This window comes from Pseudosulfitobacter koreensis (genome assembly GCF_024733015.1).
GTDB lineage: Bacteria > Pseudomonadota > Alphaproteobacteria > Rhodobacterales > Rhodobacteraceae > Pseudosulfitobacter > Pseudosulfitobacter koreensis.
In genome coordinates this window covers 294,465-311,995 of the sequence record NZ_JANKJG010000002.1, presented here as the reverse complement: position 1 = coordinate 311,995, position 17,531 = coordinate 294,465, and the positions used below count along the sequence as shown (strand labels likewise).

General features: G+C 63.5%; 17 protein-coding genes. 16 read left to right on the top strand and 1 reads right to left on the bottom strand.

Translation table 11 applies throughout. The features are described from left to right. The first annotated feature begins 1 nt into the window (after nt 1). The 3 genes from NTA49_RS04630 (at nt 2) to NTA49_RS04620 (ending at nt 2,229) form a co-directional block, all read left to right on the top strand. Nucleotides 2-1,153, top strand: coding sequence for an iron-containing alcohol dehydrogenase (locus NTA49_RS04630; RefSeq protein ID WP_258293489.1), 1,152 nt, complete (start codon nt 2-4; stop codon nt 1,151-1,153). Beyond that, on the top strand, nt 1,147-1,590 hold the full coding sequence (locus tag NTA49_RS04625; protein ID WP_261368128.1) for an acyl-CoA thioesterase: 444 nt from the start codon (nt 1,147-1,149) through the stop codon (nt 1,588-1,590). Before NTA49_RS04630 ends, NTA49_RS04625 begins: the two co-directional genes overlap by 7 nt. Nucleotides 1,591-1,758: 168 nt before the next feature. After that, nucleotides 1,759-2,229, top strand: coding sequence for a hypothetical protein (locus tag NTA49_RS04620; RefSeq protein ID WP_258293487.1), 471 nt, complete (start codon nt 1,759-1,761; stop codon nt 2,227-2,229). A 124-nt stretch (nt 2,230-2,353) separates the two neighbouring features. Here NTA49_RS04620 and rsgA read toward each other — a convergent pair whose 3' ends face one another. Next, the gene (gene rsgA, locus NTA49_RS04615; protein ID WP_258293486.1) at nt 2,354-3,421 is read right to left on the bottom strand and encodes a ribosome small subunit-dependent GTPase A; all 1,068 of its coding nucleotides are present in this window, start codon (nt 3,419-3,421) and stop codon (nt 2,354-2,356) included. A 355-nt stretch (nt 3,422-3,776) separates the two neighbouring features. On the opposite strand from rsgA, the gene NTA49_RS04610 reads away from it, so the two are divergent. The 13 genes from NTA49_RS04610 (at nt 3,777) to NTA49_RS04550 (ending at nt 17,513) form a co-directional block, all read left to right on the top strand. Continuing rightward, nucleotides 3,777-6,080 (top strand): bifunctional salicylyl-CoA 5-hydroxylase/oxidoreductase, encoded by a 2,304-nt coding sequence (locus tag NTA49_RS04610; RefSeq protein ID WP_258293485.1) that lies wholly within the window; start codon nt 3,777-3,779, stop codon nt 6,078-6,080. Beyond that, nucleotides 6,077-6,796: an SDR family NAD(P)-dependent oxidoreductase gene (locus NTA49_RS04605; RefSeq protein WP_258293484.1), complete on the top strand. Its 720-nt coding sequence runs from the start codon at nt 6,077-6,079 to the stop codon at nt 6,794-6,796. Before NTA49_RS04610 ends, NTA49_RS04605 begins: the two co-directional genes overlap by 4 nt. Continuing rightward, nucleotides 6,793-7,251, top strand: a complete 459-nt coding sequence (locus NTA49_RS04600; RefSeq protein WP_258293483.1) for a MarR family winged helix-turn-helix transcriptional regulator — start codon at nt 6,793-6,795, stop codon at nt 7,249-7,251. The genes NTA49_RS04605 and NTA49_RS04600 overlap by 4 nt, the downstream gene beginning before the upstream one ends. After that, on the top strand, nt 7,241-8,041 hold the full coding sequence (locus tag NTA49_RS04595) for an enoyl-CoA hydratase family protein (RefSeq protein WP_258293482.1): 801 nt from the start codon (nt 7,241-7,243) through the stop codon (nt 8,039-8,041). The genes NTA49_RS04600 and NTA49_RS04595 overlap by 11 nt, the downstream gene beginning before the upstream one ends. 54 nt (nt 8,042-8,095) lie before the next feature. Then, nucleotides 8,096-9,241 (top strand): acyl-CoA dehydrogenase family protein, encoded by a 1,146-nt coding sequence (locus NTA49_RS04590; protein WP_258293481.1) that lies wholly within the window; start codon nt 8,096-8,098, stop codon nt 9,239-9,241. Further along, nucleotides 9,241-10,857, top strand: coding sequence for an AMP-binding protein (locus NTA49_RS04585; protein ID WP_258293480.1), 1,617 nt, complete (start codon nt 9,241-9,243; stop codon nt 10,855-10,857). Before NTA49_RS04590 ends, NTA49_RS04585 begins: the two co-directional genes overlap by 1 nt. Continuing rightward, nucleotides 10,858-11,673 (top strand): tryptophan 2,3-dioxygenase, encoded by an 816-nt coding sequence (locus NTA49_RS04580; RefSeq protein WP_258293479.1) that lies wholly within the window; start codon nt 10,858-10,860, stop codon nt 11,671-11,673. It begins immediately after the preceding gene. Next, a complete protein-coding gene (kynU, locus tag NTA49_RS04575) occupies nt 11,673-12,857 on the top strand; it encodes a kynureninase (protein WP_258293478.1) in 1,185 nt (394 codons plus the stop codon). Before NTA49_RS04580 ends, kynU begins: the two co-directional genes overlap by 1 nt. Nucleotides 12,858-12,933: 76 nt before the next feature. Further along, nucleotides 12,934-14,076, top strand: a complete 1,143-nt coding sequence (locus tag NTA49_RS04570) for an ABC transporter substrate-binding protein (protein WP_261368127.1) — start codon at nt 12,934-12,936, stop codon at nt 14,074-14,076. Nucleotides 14,077-14,175: 99 nt separating this feature from the next. Continuing rightward, nucleotides 14,176-15,093 (top strand): branched-chain amino acid ABC transporter permease, encoded by a 918-nt coding sequence (locus NTA49_RS04565; protein ID WP_258293476.1) that lies wholly within the window; start codon nt 14,176-14,178, stop codon nt 15,091-15,093. A 2-nt stretch (nt 15,094-15,095) separates the two neighbouring features. After that, nucleotides 15,096-16,079: a branched-chain amino acid ABC transporter permease gene (locus NTA49_RS04560; protein WP_258293475.1), complete on the top strand. Its 984-nt coding sequence runs from the start codon at nt 15,096-15,098 to the stop codon at nt 16,077-16,079. Next, entirely contained in the window at nt 16,072-16,827 is a 756-nt protein-coding gene (locus NTA49_RS04555) for an ABC transporter ATP-binding protein (protein WP_258293474.1), read from the top strand. Before NTA49_RS04560 ends, NTA49_RS04555 begins: the two co-directional genes overlap by 8 nt. Next, entirely contained in the window at nt 16,824-17,513 is a 690-nt protein-coding gene (locus NTA49_RS04550; RefSeq protein WP_258293473.1) for an ABC transporter ATP-binding protein, read from the top strand. The genes NTA49_RS04555 and NTA49_RS04550 overlap by 4 nt, the downstream gene beginning before the upstream one ends. The last annotated feature ends 18 nt before the right edge of the window (nt 17,514-17,531 follow it).

The window sequence follows — 17,531 nt, the reverse complement described above, 5'->3', positions numbered from 1 at the left end:
GATGACACCCTTTACCTTCAACACCACCCCCAGCATCCGCATGGGCGACGGCCTGCTCGACAATCTGGGCGACATGGCCCGCGCCACCTGTGGCGACAGTGTGCTGCTGGTCACCGATCCCGGCATGATGGCCACGGGCATCATCGACCGCGCGCTGGCCTCGCTTGAGGCGGCAGGCGTGACCGTGACCGTGTTTGCTGACGTCAAGGCCGACCCGCCCGAGGCGGTGATCCTCGACGCCGTCGCCGCCGCCAAGGGCAAGGACGGCGTGATCGGTCTGGGTGGTGGGTCGTCCATCGACGTGGCGAAGCTGGCGGCCCTTCTGGCCTGCTCGGGCGAGACGCTGGCCGATTGCTATGGCGTGGGCATGGCCAAAGGACCGCGCCTGCCGCTGATCGCGGTGCCGACGACATCGGGCACCGGGTCCGAGGTCACTCCGATCAGCATCGTGACCACCGGCGCGTTGGAAAAGATGGGCGTCGTCAGCCCGCTGATCATCCCCGATGTGGCGCTGCTGGACCCCGAACTGACCCGCGATCTGCCTGCGCACGTGACGGCGGCCACCGGCATCGACGCGATGGTGCATGCCATCGAAAGCTATGCCAGTGCATCCCCGAACAACAACCCCGTCAGCCGCGCGCTGGCGGTCGAGGCGCTGCGTTTGATGGGCGGCGCACTGGAACGCGCGGTGAAGGAACCACACGACATGGCCGCGCGCGGCGACATGCTGCTGGGCTCGTTACTGGCGGGGCAGGCGTTCGCCAACAGCCCGGTGGCGGCGGTGCATGCGCTGGCCTATCCCATCGGCGGTCATTTCAAGGTGCCGCACGGGTTGTCGAACGCGCTGGTGCTGCCGCATGTGCTGCGTTTCAACGCGGTCAAGGCACCGACGCCCTATGCCGAGCTTGCGGGCATCGCATTTCCCGATCTGGCCGGGTTGCAGGGGCAGGAGGCAGCATCCGCCTTTGCCGACGCGCTGCAGGATCTTGCCACCCGCTGCGGCCTGCAAAAGGGCCTGCGCGAGGTTGGCATCGGGCAGGACGATCTGCCTAAGCTGGCGCGCGACGCGATGAACCAGACCCGCCTTTTGGTCAACAACCCGCGCGCGGTCGCCGAAGCCGACGCACTGCAGATCTACGAGGCCGCATGGTGAGCCGACCGAAACCCGGCACGCGGGCCGAATACACCGCGTTTTCGATCATCACGACGCGCTGGCTGGACAACGACATGTACGGCCACATGAACAACGCGGTGCATTACCAGCTGTTCGACACGGCCGTGAACGGACACCTGATCGAAAAGGGCATTCTGGACCTGAAATCCAGCGAGAGGGTGTTTCTGGTGGTCGAGACTGGATGCGTCTACTTCGGCGAGCTGGCCTTTCCCGACGTGGTCCACGCAGGCATCCGCGTGGCGCGCCTGGGCGGGTCGTCGGTGCACTACGAGATCGGCCTGTTCCGCAACGACGAAGACACCGCCGCCGCCGAAGGCCGCTTCGTGCACGTGAACGTCGACCGCGTGACCCGCAGGCCGGTGGTGATCGCGGACGAGACACGGGGCGTGCTCGAGGCGCTGGTCAAGGCGGGGTGAGGTAGGCGGTTGGTGCCGGGGTCAGGACGTGGGCTGAGCGGGACAAAGCTAGCTTTCGCTGCGATTGCGCCAGCGTACGGATTGAGTCACAGTTAGTGAATATACATCCTCAAATATTGTACTGTACGAACTTTTGCACCGCTCTCTACCCATAATGAACTTGTCGTATTGAAAGGTGTTGTTTTGAAGAATGAGATTGGTCGTATTGTTGAGAGCGATAGCCTAGATGAACTTGCATCACTAACACCTCTTGATGCGGAGACTGTCGCAGATATACAAGTTCGCCATCCGAATATATCCGTTCAGTATTTGGATTTTATTCGAACCATCGGTGTCGGAACAACAACCAATGAAATGCATATTTATCAGCCGCAGCCTATTGCTGAGCTAAGCAAGTACACCTCGTTCAAGATATACAATTCAAAATCAGCGCGTCAACTTTTTGGCTTAGCTTCAAAGAAAGCTGTCTTCCCGAGTGACGCTGTGGTTGTAGCGGATAGCGGAGCATCATGGCGGTACTGCCTACGTTTGTCTGACCCAGATACCGTATTTGTTGCAGATATGATGGGTCCTACTTTTGAGCCGGAGGCCTCTGATTTCTTCACATTCGTACGCAAAACACTTATTCTTGGCTCTTAGGTTAAGCGGACATTTGCGCCAAACGCAGCATCATGCACTTTGGGCTCGAAGCTGCCGTTCGCGGCAGCAGCATCAAGCCGAAACCCACCACCTGGCACATAATCGCACCCCTTAACATCGCCCCCTATCGCTTCCGCCCCTTCTGCGCCGCCTTGACCATCTTGTGAAACGAGCGGTCGTGCGCCTTGCGTGCGGACAGGCTTGACGTGTTGAACCGCTCCTCTGCTGCCAGCTTGCGCCAGCGGGCCAGACGGGCCGCGTCTATCACGCCACTCTCCAGCGCCTGTTGCACGGCACAGCCCGGTTCGGTCTCATGGGCGCAATCATTGAACCGGCATTGCCCCGCCAGCGTCACCAGATCGTCGAAGACCTCGGCGATGCCGTCCTCGACGTCCGTCAACTGCAATTCGCGCATGCCAGGCGTGTCCAGCACCGCGCAGCCGTCGGCGGTAAAGTGCAGCTGGCGGTGTGTCGTGGTGTGCCGCCCGCGATTGTCGTCCGCGCGCACGACACCGGTGTCGGCCACGCTGCTTTGGAACAGCGCGTTGACCAGCGTGGATTTGCCCACGCCGGACGAGCCCAGGAAGGCGACGGTCTGACCCGGCTTGCACCAGGGGGCCAGTCGGGCGAGGGGCTCTGTGCTCTTGGCATTCAGCGCCTCGACGACCACGCGGTTCGAAATCGCGCGGGCGTCGTCCAGATAGGGGCCGGTGTCGTCGCACAGATCGGCCTTGGTCAGCAGGATCACGGGCGTCACCTGCGCCTCGAAGGCCAGTGCCACGAACCGCTCCAGCCGCGCCACGTTGAAGTCGCGGTTGCACGAGGTCACGATGAACACCGTGTCGACATTGGCCGCGATCATCTGGCGCTTGCGGTCATGCCCCGCGGCGCGGCGCTCGAACAGGCTGATGCGATCCAGAAGGGTGCTGTTGGCAGGGTTGGCATGGTCCAGCAGGAACCAGTCGCCCACCGTCGCCTCCGGGCCCGGCGGAATGGTGGTGTCAATGCCGTCGCCCAGCACCGTTAGGCCCGACCGGTGCACTTCGGTCACACGCACGGGCGTGCTGTCGGCCAAGTCCTCGATCGGGATCTGTCGGCTGAAGAACGGCTTCCAGCCCAGCCGCTCCAGCGGGGTCGGCGCAGGTTTGGTCACGGGCCCGGTGGCCAGGAATTTGGAATAGTCTCGTGTCATCGTGGTGAACTCTCATGTTCGAAGCGGCGGGGCATGCCCGCACAAGAATATAGTCTGACGAGATCGCAAGTCTGCTTGCGCCCCCGAACAAAGGGGTTTCGCGTGGGCCGAACTTGCATCGGGAAGGGCGTCGTGCCTCCCCCACTTCAACAGGTCATAAACTCTCCATGAGCGTGCAGTGACGATAGGCGCTTGAAGGGGGTTCAGCAAGAAATTTCGGGAGGCACGCAGCGCTCAGCCTTTGTGCACCGCCAAACTAATTTGCCGATTACTTCATGCCTAAAATATTTTTGCTTGAAATAAAATGGAATCGCTCCTAGCCTCGATCTGACAACGATCTTTGGGGAGAGATGTTATGCGCGCTATATGCCTTGGAGGTGGCCCTGCGGGTCTCTATTTCGCAATCTCGCTCAAACTGCGCGACCCGAACGCCGAAGTCACGGTGATCGAGCGGAACAAGCCCGACGACACCTTTGGCTGGGGCGTGGTTCTGTCCGATGAAACGCTGGGCAATCTGGCCGCGAACGATCCCGTCAGCGCCGACACCATCCGTGAGCATTTCGCCTATTGGGACGACATCGCGTTGCACCACAAGGGGCAACGGATCGTCAGCACCGGCCATGGGTTCTGCGGGATCGGGCGCAAGACGCTGCTCAGCCTTTTGCAGTCGCGCGCCCGCGATCTGGGTGTCGATCTGCAGTTTGAAACCGAAGTCGCCAGCGCCAGCGCCTATATGGATGACTATGATCTGGTCGTCGCCTGCGACGGTCTGAACTCGAAAACGCGGCTGGAGTTTCAGGACACGTTCAAACCCGACATCGACGTGCGCCGCTGCCCCTTCGTCTGGCTGGGCACGCATCAGAAATTCGATGACGCCTTCACCTTCATCTTCGAGAAGACGGAACACGGCTGGGTCTGGGCGCACGCCTATCAATTCGACCCCGACACCGCGACGTTCATCGTGGAATGTTCGCAGGCGACCTATGACGCTTTCGGCTTTGAGGGCATGAGCAAGGAAGACAGCATCGCCACCTGCGAGCGTATCTTCGCGGCCCATCTGGACGGTCATGCGCTGATGTCCAACGCCAACCACGTGCGCGGATCGGCATGGATCAAGTTCCCGCGCGTGCTGTGCGAAACATGGCACCACGAAAACGTCGTGCTGCTGGGCGATGCCTCTGCCACGGCCCATTTTTCGATCGGGTCGGGGACCAAGCTGGCGTTGGAATCTGCCGCCAAACTGGCCGAGGCGGTGGTGAACGAGCCTGATCTGGACAAGGCTTTCGTCGATTACGAAGCGGCCCGCCGACTGGAAGTGCTGCGCCTGCAATCGGCGGCCCGCAACTCGCTGGAATGGTTCGAGGACGTGGAGCGTTACCTGGAAATGGACCCGGTGCAGCTGAACTATTCGATGCTGACACGGTCGCAGCGGATCAGCCACGAAAACCTGCGGGCGCGCGACCCCAATTGGCTGGCCGATGCCGAAAGGTGGTTCATGGCACAGGCCGGGGCGCAGGCGGATGCAGGGACCAACGAGGCGCCCCGCGCGCCGATGTTCGCACCGTTGCAGTTGCGCGATCTGACGCTGGCCAACCGCATCGTGGTCTCGCCCATGGCACAGTACAAGGCGGTCGACGGCTGCCCGACCGACTGGCACCTGATCCACTACGGCGAACGGGCCAAGGGCGGCGCGGGGCTGGTCTATACCGAGATGACCTGCGTCTCGGCCGATGGCCGCATCACGCCGGGTTGTCCGGGCCTTTATGCGCCCGAACACGAGGCCGCGTGGACGCGGCTGGTGAACTTCGTGCACGCCGAGACCGACGCCGCGATCTGCTGCCAGATCGGCCATGCTGGCCGCAAGGGCTCGACACAGGTGGGCTGGGAGGTGATGGACGCGCCGCTGCCTGCCGACAACTGGCCGCTGATCTCGGCCAGTGCGGTGCCCTGGTCAGATGCCAATGCCACACCCCGCGCGATGACGCGCGACGATATGGACGTGGTGCGCGACGCGTTCGTGCAGGCCACCGAAATGGCCGCGCGCGCAGGCTTCGACATGATCGAACTGCACGCAGCACACGGCTATCTGATCTCGTCGTTCATCTCGCCGCTGTCGAACATCCGTGAGGACGCCTATGGCGGATCGCTGGAAAACCGCCTGCGCTATCCGCTTGAGGTCTTTACTTCCATGCGCGCCGTCTGGCCCGAGGGCAAACCGATGGCCGTACGCATATCCTCGACCGACTGGCACGACATGGGCGTGACCCCCGAGGAGGCCGTGGATATCGCCCGTGCCTTCACTGAGGCCGGGGCCGATATCATCGACGTCAGCGCAGGTCAGACCAGCACCGACGCGCGCCCGGTCTATGGCCGCATGTTCCAGACGCCGATGTCCGACCGCATCCGCAACGACGCGGGCGTCAAGACGATGGCTGTGGGCAACATATTCGAGGCGGATCACGTCAATTCGATCCTGATGGCGGGGCGCGCCGATCTGGTCTGCCTTGCGCGGCCGCATCTGGCCGACCCTTACTGGACCCTGCGCGAGGCCGCGCGGATCGGTGACAGACAGGCCAACTGGCCATTGCCCTACGGGCCGGGCCGCGACCAGCTTTGGCGGCTGGCTGATCGTGCCGCAGAGACAGAGGAGCGCGTATGAGACAGGTTTTGATCACCGGCGGCGGGTCTGGCATCGGGCGCGGCATAGCTCGCGCCATGGCCGACGCAGGCGATGCGGTGACCATCGCAGGCCGCCGGATGGACGCACTGCAAGAGACCGATGGCGGGCGCGGCATGACCTGCCTGACTTGCGACGTGACCGACGAGGCATCGGTCAACGCCTTGTTTTCGCGGGATTATGACGTGGTGATCGCCAACGCGGGCGCGGGCAAGTCGATGAAGATGCGCGACATGCCTTTGGACGTTTTCAAGAGCACGGTTGACGTGAACCTGACGGGCACCTTCCTGACCTTTCGCGCCGCCTTGCAGGGCATGAAACGCGGCGGGCGGCTGATCGCCATCGCGTCGACTGCAGGCTTGCAGGGCGGGCCCAACATCTCGGCCTATGTGGCGGCAAAACACGGTGTCATCGGGCTGGTGCGCGCGCTGGCCCAGGAGGTCGCGCGCGAGGGCATCACCTGTAACGCGGTCTGCCCCGGCTTCGTCGATACGCCGATGGGCGACGCGGCGGTGCAAGGCGTCGCCGAACGGTTCAAGATCAGCGCCGAGGAAGCGACCGCGCGGATCACTTCGGGCAACCCGATGCGACGGATGATCACCGTGGACGAAGTGGTTGCAGCCGTTACATTTCTGGCCTCCGAAGGGGCTTCGATGGTCAATGGCCACACGCTGTCGGTTTCGGGCGGCGAGATATGACCACGTCCAAGGATCGCTTGCGCCTGTGGCTGCGCCTGTTGAAAGTCACCCGTGGCATCGAGGCCCGCCTGCGCGACGCCCTGCGCCGCGAGTTCGAGACGACCTTGCCCCGTTTCGACATGATGGCCGCCCTGTCGCGCCATCCCGAGGGGCTGAAGATGAGCGCGCTGTCGGGCGTGCTGCGGGTGTCGAACGGCAATGTCACCGGCATCGCCGACCGTCTCACCGCCGAGGGGCTTGCCGAACGGGTGCCCGTGCCCGGTGACCGCCGTGCGATGATGGTGCGCCTGACCGATGCGGGCGTGGCCGAATTTACCCGGCAGGCACAGGCCCACGAGGGCTGGATCGACGATATGCTGGGCGATTTCAGCGCCGACGAGGCCCGCACCCTGGCCACTCGCCTGATGCGTCTGGCCGAGACACAAGACAAGGAGGAGATGACCAATGCGCTCTGACGTAACCCATTTCGAATGCGAGATTTCCGACGGCATCGCCACCGTGCGCCTCAGCCGACCGGACCGCAAGAACCCGCTGACCTTCGACAGCTACGCCGAATTGCGGGACTGGTTTCGCGACCTGCACTATGCTGACGACGTGCACGCGGTGGTCTTTGCGTCGAACGGGGGCAACTTCAGCTCCGGCGGAGATGTGCATGATATCATTGGCCCTTTGACCGATATGAACATGAAGGAGCTGCTGCGGTTCACCCGGATGACCGGCGATCTGGTCAAGGCGATCCTGGGCTGCGGCAAGCCCGTCATCGCCGCCATCGACGGCATCTGCGTCGGTGCCGGCGCGATCATCGCGATGGCATCCGATCTGCGGATCGGCACGCCCGAGGCCAAAACCGCGTTCCTGTTCACCCGCGTCGGGCTGGCAGGCTGCGACATGGGCGCCTGCGCGATGCTGCCCCGCATCATCGGTCAGGGACGTGCTGCGGAATTGCTCTATACCGGGCGCTCGATGAGCGCGGATGAGGGCGAAAGATGGGGATTTTTCAACCGGTTGGTGGATGCCGATGCGCTTGAGGGGGCTGCCCGTGACCTTGCCACGCAAATCGCGGCGGGCCCGAATTTTGCCCACATGATGACCAAGACGATGTTGGCGCAGGAATGGTCGATGTCGCTGGACCAGGCGATCGAGGCCGAGGCGCAGGCACAGGCGATCTGCATGCAGACAGCGGATTTCGAGCGTGCCTACCGTGCCTTCGTCGGCAAGGAACGCCCCGTCTTCGAGGGGGACTGAAGATGTCTGATCGCGGCGCGGATAGGGTGGTGCACAGAACGGGAGCCTGTGGATATGTCTGACAGATCATTTCTGGACTGGCCGTTTTTCCAGCCGCACCACAAGGCATTGGCCGACGATCTTGATGCGTGGTGCGCCGAGCATCTGCCTGTGGATCATTCCGACGTGGACGGCGCCTGCCGCGCGCTTGTGGCGGCAATGGGCGATGCGGGATGGTTGCAGCATTCGGGCGGCGATCTGGACGTGCGCACCCTGTGCCTGATCCGCGAGACATTGGCGCGCCATGACGGTCTGGCCGACTTTGCCTTTGCCATGCAGGGGTTGGGGACGGGGGCGATTTCGCTGTTCGGCACCCAAGCGCAGAAAGACGCCTGGCTGCCGCTGACACGGACGGGGCAGGCGATTTCCGCCTTTGCACTGACCGAACCACAATCAGGTTCGGATGTGGCAAGATCGACCATGTCTGCGCTTCTGGATGGCGACGAATTTGTTCTGAATGGACAAAAGACCTGGATCAGCAATGGCGGTATTGCGGACGTATACACCGTCTTTGCCCGGTCCGAGGATGTGCCCGGCGCGCGCGGGCTCTCGGCCTTTGTCGTGCCTGCGGATACGCCGGGCCTTGAGATCACCGAGCGGTTGCAGGTGATCGCCCCGCATCCGCTGGCCACGCTGACCTTCACCGATTGCCGCGTGCCTGTGTCGGCTCTGCTGGGCGAACGCGGCAAGGGGTTTGGCATCGCGATGTCGGTACTCGACGTGTTCCGCTCGACCGTGGCCGCCGCCGCCCTGGGCTTTGCCCGCCGCGCGCTGGACGAGGCGCTGGAGCGTGTCACGACCCGGCAGGTGCAGGGGTCGGCACTGGCGGAATTGCAACTGGTTCAAGGACATATCGCCGAGATGGCGGTCGATGTCGATGCATCGGCCCTGCTGATCTACCGCGCCGCCTGGACCAAGGACAGCGGCGCGCCGAGGGTCACGCGCGAGGCTGCGATGGCCAAGCTCTTCGCAACCGATCAGGCGCAAAAGGTGATCGACGCGGCCGTGCAACTGCACGGCGGCGACGGCGTGCGCAGCGGCCAGATGGTCGAAAGCCTCTACCGGGAAATCCGCGCCCTGCGCATCTACGAGGGGGCCTCGGACGTCCAGAAGGTGGTGATCGCGCGGCAGACCCTGGCCGATTTCGCAGGAGGTAAGTGATGCTCAGCCCCTCGGCACATGTCGATACGTTCTCGCGTGACAACCTGCCACCGCAAGCGCAGTGGCCCGAATTCGAGACGTCGGGGTTCGACTACCCTGAGGTTCTGAATGTCGGGGTTGAACTGACCGATGAGATGGTCGCCAAGGGCTTTGGCGATCACACGGCGCTGATCGGGAACGGGCGGCGACGGACCTATAAGGAACTGGCGGATTGGACCAACCGGCTTGCTCATGTTCTGGTTGAGGATCTTGGTGTAAAGCCGGGTAATCGCGTGCTTATCCGATCCGCAAACAATCCGGCGATGGTGGCCTGCTGGCTGGCTGCGACCAAGGCGGGTGCGGTCGTGGTGAACACCATGCCGATGCTGCGCGCGGGCGAATTGCGCGCGATCGTAGACAAGGCGCAGATCAGCCACGCCCTGTGCGACACGCGCCTGATGGACGAAATCACCGCCTGCGCCGAAGGATCGGAATACCTGAAATCGGTCGCGGGGTTCGACGGCACATCGAACCACGAGGCCGAACTGGACCGTCTGGCGCTGGAAAAGCCGGTGAAATTCGACGCGGTGCAGACGGGCCGTGACGACGTGGCGCTTCTGGGGTTCACCAGCGGCACCACCGGCAGCCCAAAGGCGACGATGCATTTTCACCGTGATCTTTTGATAATCGCGGACGGCTATGCCCGCGAGGTTCTGGGCGTCGTGCCGCAGGATGTCTTTGTGGGCTCGCCGCCACTGGCGTTCACCTTCGGGCTTGGTGGCCTTGCGATCTTTCCGCTGCGCTTTGGCGCTGCGGCGACATTGCTGGAAACCGCGTCACCGCCGAACATGATTGAGATCATTGAGAAATACCGCGCCACCGTCTGCTTTACCGCGCCCACCGCCTACCGCGCGATGCTGCGCGCGATGGACGAGGGCGCGGACCTCAGCACTCTGCGCGCCGCAGTGTCCGCAGGCGAGACGCTGCCCGCGCCAGTCTACGAGGAGTGGATCGCCAAGACCGGCAAGCCGATGCTGGATGGCATTGGCGCGACCGAGATGCTGCATATCTTCATCTCGAACCGCTTTGACGATCACCGCCCCGCCTGTACCGGCAAGCCGGTGACGGGATACCGCGCGCGGGTCGTGGATGCGGACGGCGCGGAAGTGCCGCGTGGCACCGTGGGCAGGCTCGCGGTGCAGGGGCCGACCGGGTGCCGCTATCTCGCGGACTCGCGCCAAGCCGATTACGTGCAGAACGGCTGGAACATCACCGGCGACAGCTTCACGATGGACGAGGATGGCTATCTGCATTTCGCCGCGCGCAACGACGACATGATCGTCAGCGCGGGCTACAACATCGCCGGACCCGAGGTCGAGGCGGCGCTGCTGTCCCATCCAGACGTGGTGGAATGCGCCGTGGTCGCCAAGCCTGACGAGGCACGGGGCCAGATCGTGCAGGCGCATGTGGTCATCTCTGGGGATAAGTCCGGGGATTCCATTCTGATCAAGGCCTTGCAGGACCATGTGAAAGCTACCATCGCCCCCTATAAATACCCGCGCGAGATCCTGTTCGTGGATGCGCTGCCCAAGACGGCGACGGGAAAAATCCAACGCTTTGCCCTGAGAGACACCTGAATGACCGATCACCACGGCGCGAAACTCGATTTTTCCAAGGACATGTCCTATGGGGATTATCTGGGCCTAGACGCGATCCTGACCGCGCAGCATCCGCGCTCAGATGCCCACGACGAGATGCTGTTTATCGTGCAGCACCAGACGTCCGAGTTGTGGATGCGGCTGGCGATCCACGAATTGCAGACGGCGCGTGCCCGCGTGGCAGAGGGCGACTTGCAGCCCGCGTTCAAGATGTTGTCCCGCGTGGCGCGGATTTTCGAGCAGTTGAACGGCGCGTGGGACGTGTTGCGCACGATGACGCCCAGCGAATACACTGCCTTCCGTCCGTCCTTGGGCAATTCCTCCGGGTTTCAGTCGCACCAGTACCGCATGGTCGAATATCTGCTGGGCAATCGGCAGGTGGCGCTGAAAAAGGTGCATGAACACCGCACCGAGGCTCACAAAGCGCTGGAAGCCGAATTGGCACAACCCAGCCTCTATCAGGTGGCCGTGGCTGTCGTGGCCGAGCGGTTGAATGTCACCGCCCCCGATCCGGTCCCGTCGCAGTCGGCGTGGGCCGCAGATCCTGCGGTGCAGGACATGTGGAAAACGATTTACCAGGACCCCGCAACCCACTGGGAACTTTATGAACTGGCGGAAAAGCTGGTGGACCTTGAGGATTACTTTCGCCGCTGGCGTTTCAACCACGTGACCACGGTCGAGCGGATCATCGGGTTCAAACGCGGCACCGGTGGCACCTCTGGGGTGGCGTACCTGCGCAAGATGCTCGAAGTTGAACTGTTTCCAGAGCTTTGGCATGTCAGAGGAGAGTTGTAATGGTGCTGCGCAAAGAGATGTTCGACCTGCCCGAGGGCGTGCTCTATCTCGACGGTAACTCCCTGGGCCCATTGCCGAAAGCGGCTGGCACGCGGGTTGCAGGCATGATCACCGACGAATGGGGCCAGATGCTGATCCGCGGCTGGAATGATGCCGGATGGATGGCGCAGCCCGCAATGATCGGCGACAAGGTGGGCCGCCTGATCGGCGCGCCCGAAGGGTCGGTCGTGATGGGCGATACGCTGTCGATCAAGGTCTATCAGGCGGTCGCGGCGGCCCTGAAAATGCGCCCCGGGCGCAAGGTGATCCTCAGCGACACCGGCAATTTCCCGACCGATCTTTATATGGTGCAGGGGCTGATAAACACGCTGGAACAAGGGTTTGAGCTGAAGACAGTCGCGCCCGAAGATGTCGCGGCAGCCATTGACGATCAGGTCGCCGCCGTGATGCTGACAGAGGTGGATTACCGCACGGGCCGGATGCACGACATGAATGCGGTCACCAAGTTCGCCCATGACAGTGGCGCCGTGATGATCTGGGATCTGGCGCATTCCGCCGGTGCCGTGCCCGTCGATCTGGCGGCCAGCGGCTGCGAAATGGCGGTCGGCTGCACCTACAAATACCTCAACGGCGGCCCCGGCGCGCCTGCGTTCATCTATGTACGGCCTGACCTCGCGGGCGCGGTTCAGCCCGCGCTGGCCGGTTGGCTGGGCCATGATGCGCCGTTTGACTTTGACCCCGATTACCGCCCCGCAGGCGGGATCGAGCGGATGCGCGTGGGCACGCCACCGATCATTCAACTCGCCGCCCTCGACGCCGCGATGGACGTCTGGGAGGGCGTCGACATGGCGGATGTGCGCGCCGCCTCGGTCGAGCTGCAAGAGCTGTTCATCCGCGAGGTCGAGGCCCGCGCCCCCGACCTGACGCTGGCCAGTCCCCGCGATGCGCAGGCGCGCGGCAGCCAGGTGTCGTTCCGCTTCACCGAAGGCTATGCGGCGATGCAGGCGCTGATCGCGCGCGGTGTGATCGGGGATTTCCGCGCGCCGGACATCATGCGCTTTGGCTTCACGCCGCTTTATCTGGACGCGGACGACGTGATGGCCGCCGCCGCGCATATCGAAACCGTGATGCGTGACAAACTGTGGGATGATCCGCAATATCGCAATCGCGGCAGGGTGACCTGAAAACGGGCATCCGGCAAGAAAGACCAAGGAAAACAACAGGGGCGCAATGACCCCGTCACCAAGGGAGACGTTCAAAATGAAAATGAAATCACTGGTAGCAGCCGCCTGCATGGCGCTTGCGGGCACGGCAGCACTTGCCGATGGACATGGCGGCAAGCTCAAGGTCGGCATGATCACCACGCTGTCGGGCGGCGGTGCGGGCCTGGGCATCGACGTGCGCGACGGCTTTTTGCTGGCGGCCAAGGGCAGCGACATGCTGGACATCGTCATCGAGGACGATCAGCAAAAGCCGGACATCGCGGTGCAGCTGGCCGACAAGATGATCCAGTCGGAAAAGGTCGACGTGCTGACCGGCATCATCTGGTCGAACCTTGCGATGGCCGTGGTGCCGTCGGCAACGGCGCAGGGCAAGTTCTACCTGTCGCCCAACGCCGGGCCGTCCGCGCTGGCGGGGCAGGGCTGCAGCCCGCTCTACTTCAACGTCGCATGGCAGAACGATGCCTTCTACGAGGCGGGCGGGCTCTGGGCCAACGACAATGACATCGAGAAAGTCTTCCTGATGGCGCCCAACTATCCGGCGGGCATCGACGGCATGACCGGGTTCAAGCGCACCTTCGAGGGCGAGATCGTGAACGAGGTCTACACCAAGCTCGGCCAGACCGATTACGCCGCTGAAATCGCGCAAATCCGCGCGTCGGATGCCGACACGGTCTATTTCTTCCTGCCGGGCGGCATGGGCATTTCGTTCATGAAGCAGTGGGCGGGTTCCGGTGTCGACAAGAACGTGATGGGCCCCGCCTTCAGCTTTGACCAGGGCATCCTGGGCGCCATCGGCGAGGCTGCGTTGGGCGTCAAGAACACCGCGCATTGGGCCAAGGATCTGGACGTGCCCGGCAATGCCGAGTTCGTGCAGGCGTTCCAGGACGAATATGGCCGTCTTCCGTCCCTCTACGCAGCCCAAGGCTATGACACGGCGCTGCTGCTGATGTCGGCGATGGGCAAGGCGGACGTGAACGATCAGGACGCATTCCAGGCGGCCCTGAAAGAGGCCGACTTTCAGTCGGTGCGCGGCGATTTCGCCTTTGCGGACAATCACCACCCGATCCAGGACATCTACATGCGCGAAGTGGTCAAGGAAGGTGACGTCGTGACCAACAAGATCATCGGCGTCGCGGCCAGCGATCACTCGGACGTCTATGGCGCCGAGTGCAAGATGTAAGATCCATTGGCCCTGGCGGGTGTGCTGCCAGGGCCGACTTTCTAAAATATTCCTAATTTTAAGGGCTTGCCTGTGCGTTGCGCGGGGCAGGGGTGGCAGATGACACCAATTTTGTTGATCGAACAGGTCCTGAACGGGCTGCAATCAGGGATCACGCTGTTCCTGATGGCGGCGGGTCTGACGCTGATTTTCGGGGTCATGGGGCTGATCAACCTCGCGCACGGCTCGCTCTACATGGTCGGTGCTTTCGCGGCGGCGGCTGTGGCGGGGTGGACCGGATCGTTCGTGCTGGCATTGGGCGCGGCTCTGGCTGCTGCGGCTGCGGCGGGCATGATCATCGAAATGGTGGTAATCCGCAGGCTTTATGACCGCGACCATCTCGATCAGGTTCTGGCGACATTTGCACTGATCCTGATCTTTTCCGAAGGCACGCGGTGGGTGTTCGGATCGTTCCCGCTCTACCTTGATGTGCCTGCCGCGCTGTCGGGGCCGGTGACATTGCCGGGCGGCATCCTCTATCCCTCTTACCGCCTCTTGATCATCGTGATCGGCCTGCTGATCGCCTTGGGGTTGTTCCAGCTGATCGCGCGCACGCGCATCGGCATCCAGATCCGCGCGGGCGAAAGCGACCGCGAGATGATCGCAGCACTCGGCGTCGATATCAGCCGACTTTACACCATCGTTTTTGCCCTCGGGGCGGCGCTTGCGGGCCTTGCCGGCGCACTGGTGGGCGCGATCCAGTCGGTGCAGGTCGGCATGGGCGAGCCTGTGCTGATCCTCGCCTTCGTCGTCATCGTGATCGGCGGCATCGGCTCGATCAAGGGCGCGCTGGTGGGCGCGCTGCTGGTCGGGCTGACCGACACGCTGGGCGGGGTGCTGTTGCCGCTGCTATTTGGTCTCTTCATGGACCCCTCTAGTGCCACGACCATCGGATCGGCGCTGGCGTCGATGTCGATCTATATCCTGATGGCGCTGGTTCTGCTGTTCCGGCCCACCGGCCTGTACGGAGGGGCGTGAAGATGCGACGCGAAACCATACTGAACACGCTGCTCTATCTGGCGATGCCCGTTGCCGCCGCGCTGGCGCTGGCGCTGGACGAGCCGTTCCTGATCACGCTGATCACCCGTGCCGCGATCTTTGCGCTGGCTGCTGTCGGGCTGAACCTTGCCCTTGGCCTCGGTGGGCTGGTCAGCCTTGGCCATGCAGCGTTCTTTGGCATCGGCGGCTATGCGATGGGCATTCTTGCGCATCACGCGCAGACCTACACGCCCGTCATCGACAGCTGGATCGTGCTTGAAGGCACGAAGTCGATGCCGGTGATCTGGCTGGTGGCGATTGTCTCCAGCGCGCTGGCGGCGCTGGCCATCGGGGCGCTGTCGCTGCGCACTTCGGGCGTTTACTTCATCATGATCACGCTCGCCTTCGGGCAGATGTTCTATTATTTCGCGATCTCCTGGCCTGCCTATGGCGGCGAGGACGGGCTGAGCATCTATGTGCGCAATGATTTTCCGGGGCTGAACACGCTTGACCCGATGCAGTTCTTTGCGCTGGTCTTTGCCATCCTGTCGGCGGTGCTGTGGTGGATGGGCCGTCTGGCCCGCGCGCCCTTTGGGCTTGCCTTAAGTGCCGCGCGCCAGAACGCCGAGCGGGTGGAGACCGTGGGCCTGGGGCCGTTCCGGCTGCGGCTGGTGGCTTTCGTGATCTCAGGCGCCGTGACTGGGCTGGCAGGGGCGCTCTTTGCCGATCTCAACCGGTTCGTCAGCCCGACGATGTTCAGCTGGCAGATGTCGGGCGAATTCATCGTCTTCATCGTGCTGGGCGGCGTGGGCCGTCTGTTCGGCCCCGTAGCAGGCGCGATGCTCTTTGTGTTGCTGGAGCATCTGCTGTCGCCGGTGTCGGATTTCTGGCTGATCTATGTGGGGGCGATCCTGCTGCTGGTGGTGCTGTTCGCACGCGGCGGGCTGATCGGATCGCTCGCGGGGCGGGAGGTGGCCCATGGCTGAACCCATGTTGCATGTGGACGGGCTGCAAAAGGCGTTCGGCGCGTTGCAGGCCACCGACGGGGTGACGCTGACGCTTATGCCCGGTGAAATCCACGCGCTGATCGGGCCGAACGGCGCGGGCAAATCGACGCTGATCAAGCAGATTGCGGGCGGGCTGGCCCCGGATGCGGGGCGCATCTGGTTCGACGGGCGCGAGGTGACTGCCCTTGGCACCCCGGCGCGCGCGCGGGCAGGGCTGGGGCGGACGTTTCAGATCTCGTCACTGGCGATGGAGGCGACGGTGCTGCAAAACGCGGTGCTTGGCGCGATGGGCCGCGCCGGATCGGCCTGGCGGTTCCTGCGCCCGGTGATGCGCGATGCTGAACTGGTGGAACAGGCACAGGCGGCATTGCAGCGCGTGGGGCTGACCGATCACGCCGCCACCCGCACTGCGGAACTGAGCCACGGGCAAAGGCGATTGCTCGAAGTCGCGGTCGCGCTGACGCTGCAACCAAAGGCCTTCGTCATGGACGAACCGATGGCGGGCCTCGGTGCGTCGGGATCGAAGCGGATGACCTCGTTCCTTGACGGGTTGCGCCGCGAGGCCCCGATCCTGCTGGTTGAACACGACATGGATGCGGTATTCGCGCTGGCCGATCGGATCAGCGTGCTGGTCTACGGCAAGATCATCGCCACCGGCACCGCCGACGACATCCGCGCCGATCCCCAGGTGCGCACCGCCTATCTGGGCGAGGAGGACGCGGCATGAGCCTGTTGGAACTGGAAGGCGTGCAGGCGTCTTATGGCCCGTCGCAGGCGCTGTTCGGCGTCGATCTGGATGTGGCCGAGGGCGAGCTCGTGGCGCTGATGGGGCGCAACGGGATGGGCAAGTCCTCGACGATCAAGGTAATCAGCCGCCTGCTGAAACACAAATCCGGCAGCGTCAGGCTGGACGGGCGCGACATCGCCGCCCTGCCACCGCACAAGGCCGCGCGCGCGGGGCTGGGGCTGGTGCCCGAGGGGCGGCGCTGTTTCGCCAAGCTGACGGTGCGCGAAAACCTGATTGCGGCGGCACGCAGCGGCCATTGGGACATGGCGCGGGTCTGCGCGCTGTTCCCACGGCTGGAGGAACGTCAGACCCAGCTTGCCGCGTCGCTGTCGGGCGGCGAGCAACAGATGCTGGCAATCGGGCGCGCGCTGATGACCAATCCGCGCCTTCTGATGCTGGACGAGGCGACCGAAGGGCTGGCGCCCGTGGTCCGCCAGGAGATATGGGCCGCCGTGCGCACGCTGAAATCCCAGACGGGTCTTGGGCTGCTAGTGGTCGACAAATCGCTGGCCGAACTGCGCCAGATCGCGGACCGCGCGGTGATCCTCGAGCGGGGCAAATCGGTGTGGCGCGGCGACATGGCGACGCTGGACCGCGGCATTGCGGACAAATTTCTGGGCGTCTGACGTCCCCTTTTTACAAAC

What these genes read in the sequence shown, in the direction of transcription:
- NTA49_RS04565 (WP_258293476.1), top strand. Translation starts at nt 14,176, where the DNA reads ATGACACCAATTTTGTTGATCGAACAGGTCCTGAACGGGCTGCAATCA.
- NTA49_RS04600 (WP_258293483.1), top strand. Translation starts at nt 6,793, where the DNA reads ATGACCACGTCCAAGGATCGCTTGCGCCTGTGGCTGCGCCTGTTGAAA.
- NTA49_RS04580 (WP_258293479.1), top strand. Translation starts at nt 10,858, where the DNA reads ATGACCGATCACCACGGCGCGAAACTCGATTTTTCCAAGGACATGTCC.
- NTA49_RS04570 (WP_261368127.1), top strand. Translation starts at nt 12,934, where the DNA reads ATGAAAATGAAATCACTGGTAGCAGCCGCCTGCATGGCGCTTGCGGGC.
- NTA49_RS04605 (WP_258293484.1), top strand. Translation starts at nt 6,077, where the DNA reads ATGAGACAGGTTTTGATCACCGGCGGCGGGTCTGGCATCGGGCGCGGC.
- rsgA (WP_258293486.1), bottom strand. Translation starts at nt 3,421, where the DNA reads ATGACACGAGACTATTCCAAATTCCTGGCCACCGGGCCCGTGACCAAA.
- NTA49_RS04590 (WP_258293481.1), top strand. Translation starts at nt 8,096, where the DNA reads ATGTCTGACAGATCATTTCTGGACTGGCCGTTTTTCCAGCCGCACCAC.
- NTA49_RS04585 (WP_258293480.1), top strand. Translation starts at nt 9,241, where the DNA reads ATGCTCAGCCCCTCGGCACATGTCGATACGTTCTCGCGTGACAACCTG.
- NTA49_RS04630 (WP_258293489.1), top strand. Translation starts at nt 2, where the DNA reads ATGACACCCTTTACCTTCAACACCACCCCCAGCATCCGCATGGGCGAC.
- NTA49_RS04560 (WP_258293475.1), top strand. Translation starts at nt 15,096, where the DNA reads ATGCGACGCGAAACCATACTGAACACGCTGCTCTATCTGGCGATGCCC.
- NTA49_RS04555 (WP_258293474.1), top strand. Translation starts at nt 16,072, where the DNA reads ATGGCTGAACCCATGTTGCATGTGGACGGGCTGCAAAAGGCGTTCGGC.
- NTA49_RS04595 (WP_258293482.1), top strand. Translation starts at nt 7,241, where the DNA reads ATGCGCTCTGACGTAACCCATTTCGAATGCGAGATTTCCGACGGCATC.
- NTA49_RS04610 (WP_258293485.1), top strand. Translation starts at nt 3,777, where the DNA reads ATGCGCGCTATATGCCTTGGAGGTGGCCCTGCGGGTCTCTATTTCGCA.
- NTA49_RS04550 (WP_258293473.1), top strand. Translation starts at nt 16,824, where the DNA reads ATGAGCCTGTTGGAACTGGAAGGCGTGCAGGCGTCTTATGGCCCGTCG.
- kynU (WP_258293478.1), top strand. Translation starts at nt 11,673, where the DNA reads ATGGTGCTGCGCAAAGAGATGTTCGACCTGCCCGAGGGCGTGCTCTAT.
- NTA49_RS04625 (WP_261368128.1), top strand. Translation starts at nt 1,147, where the DNA reads ATGGTGAGCCGACCGAAACCCGGCACGCGGGCCGAATACACCGCGTTT.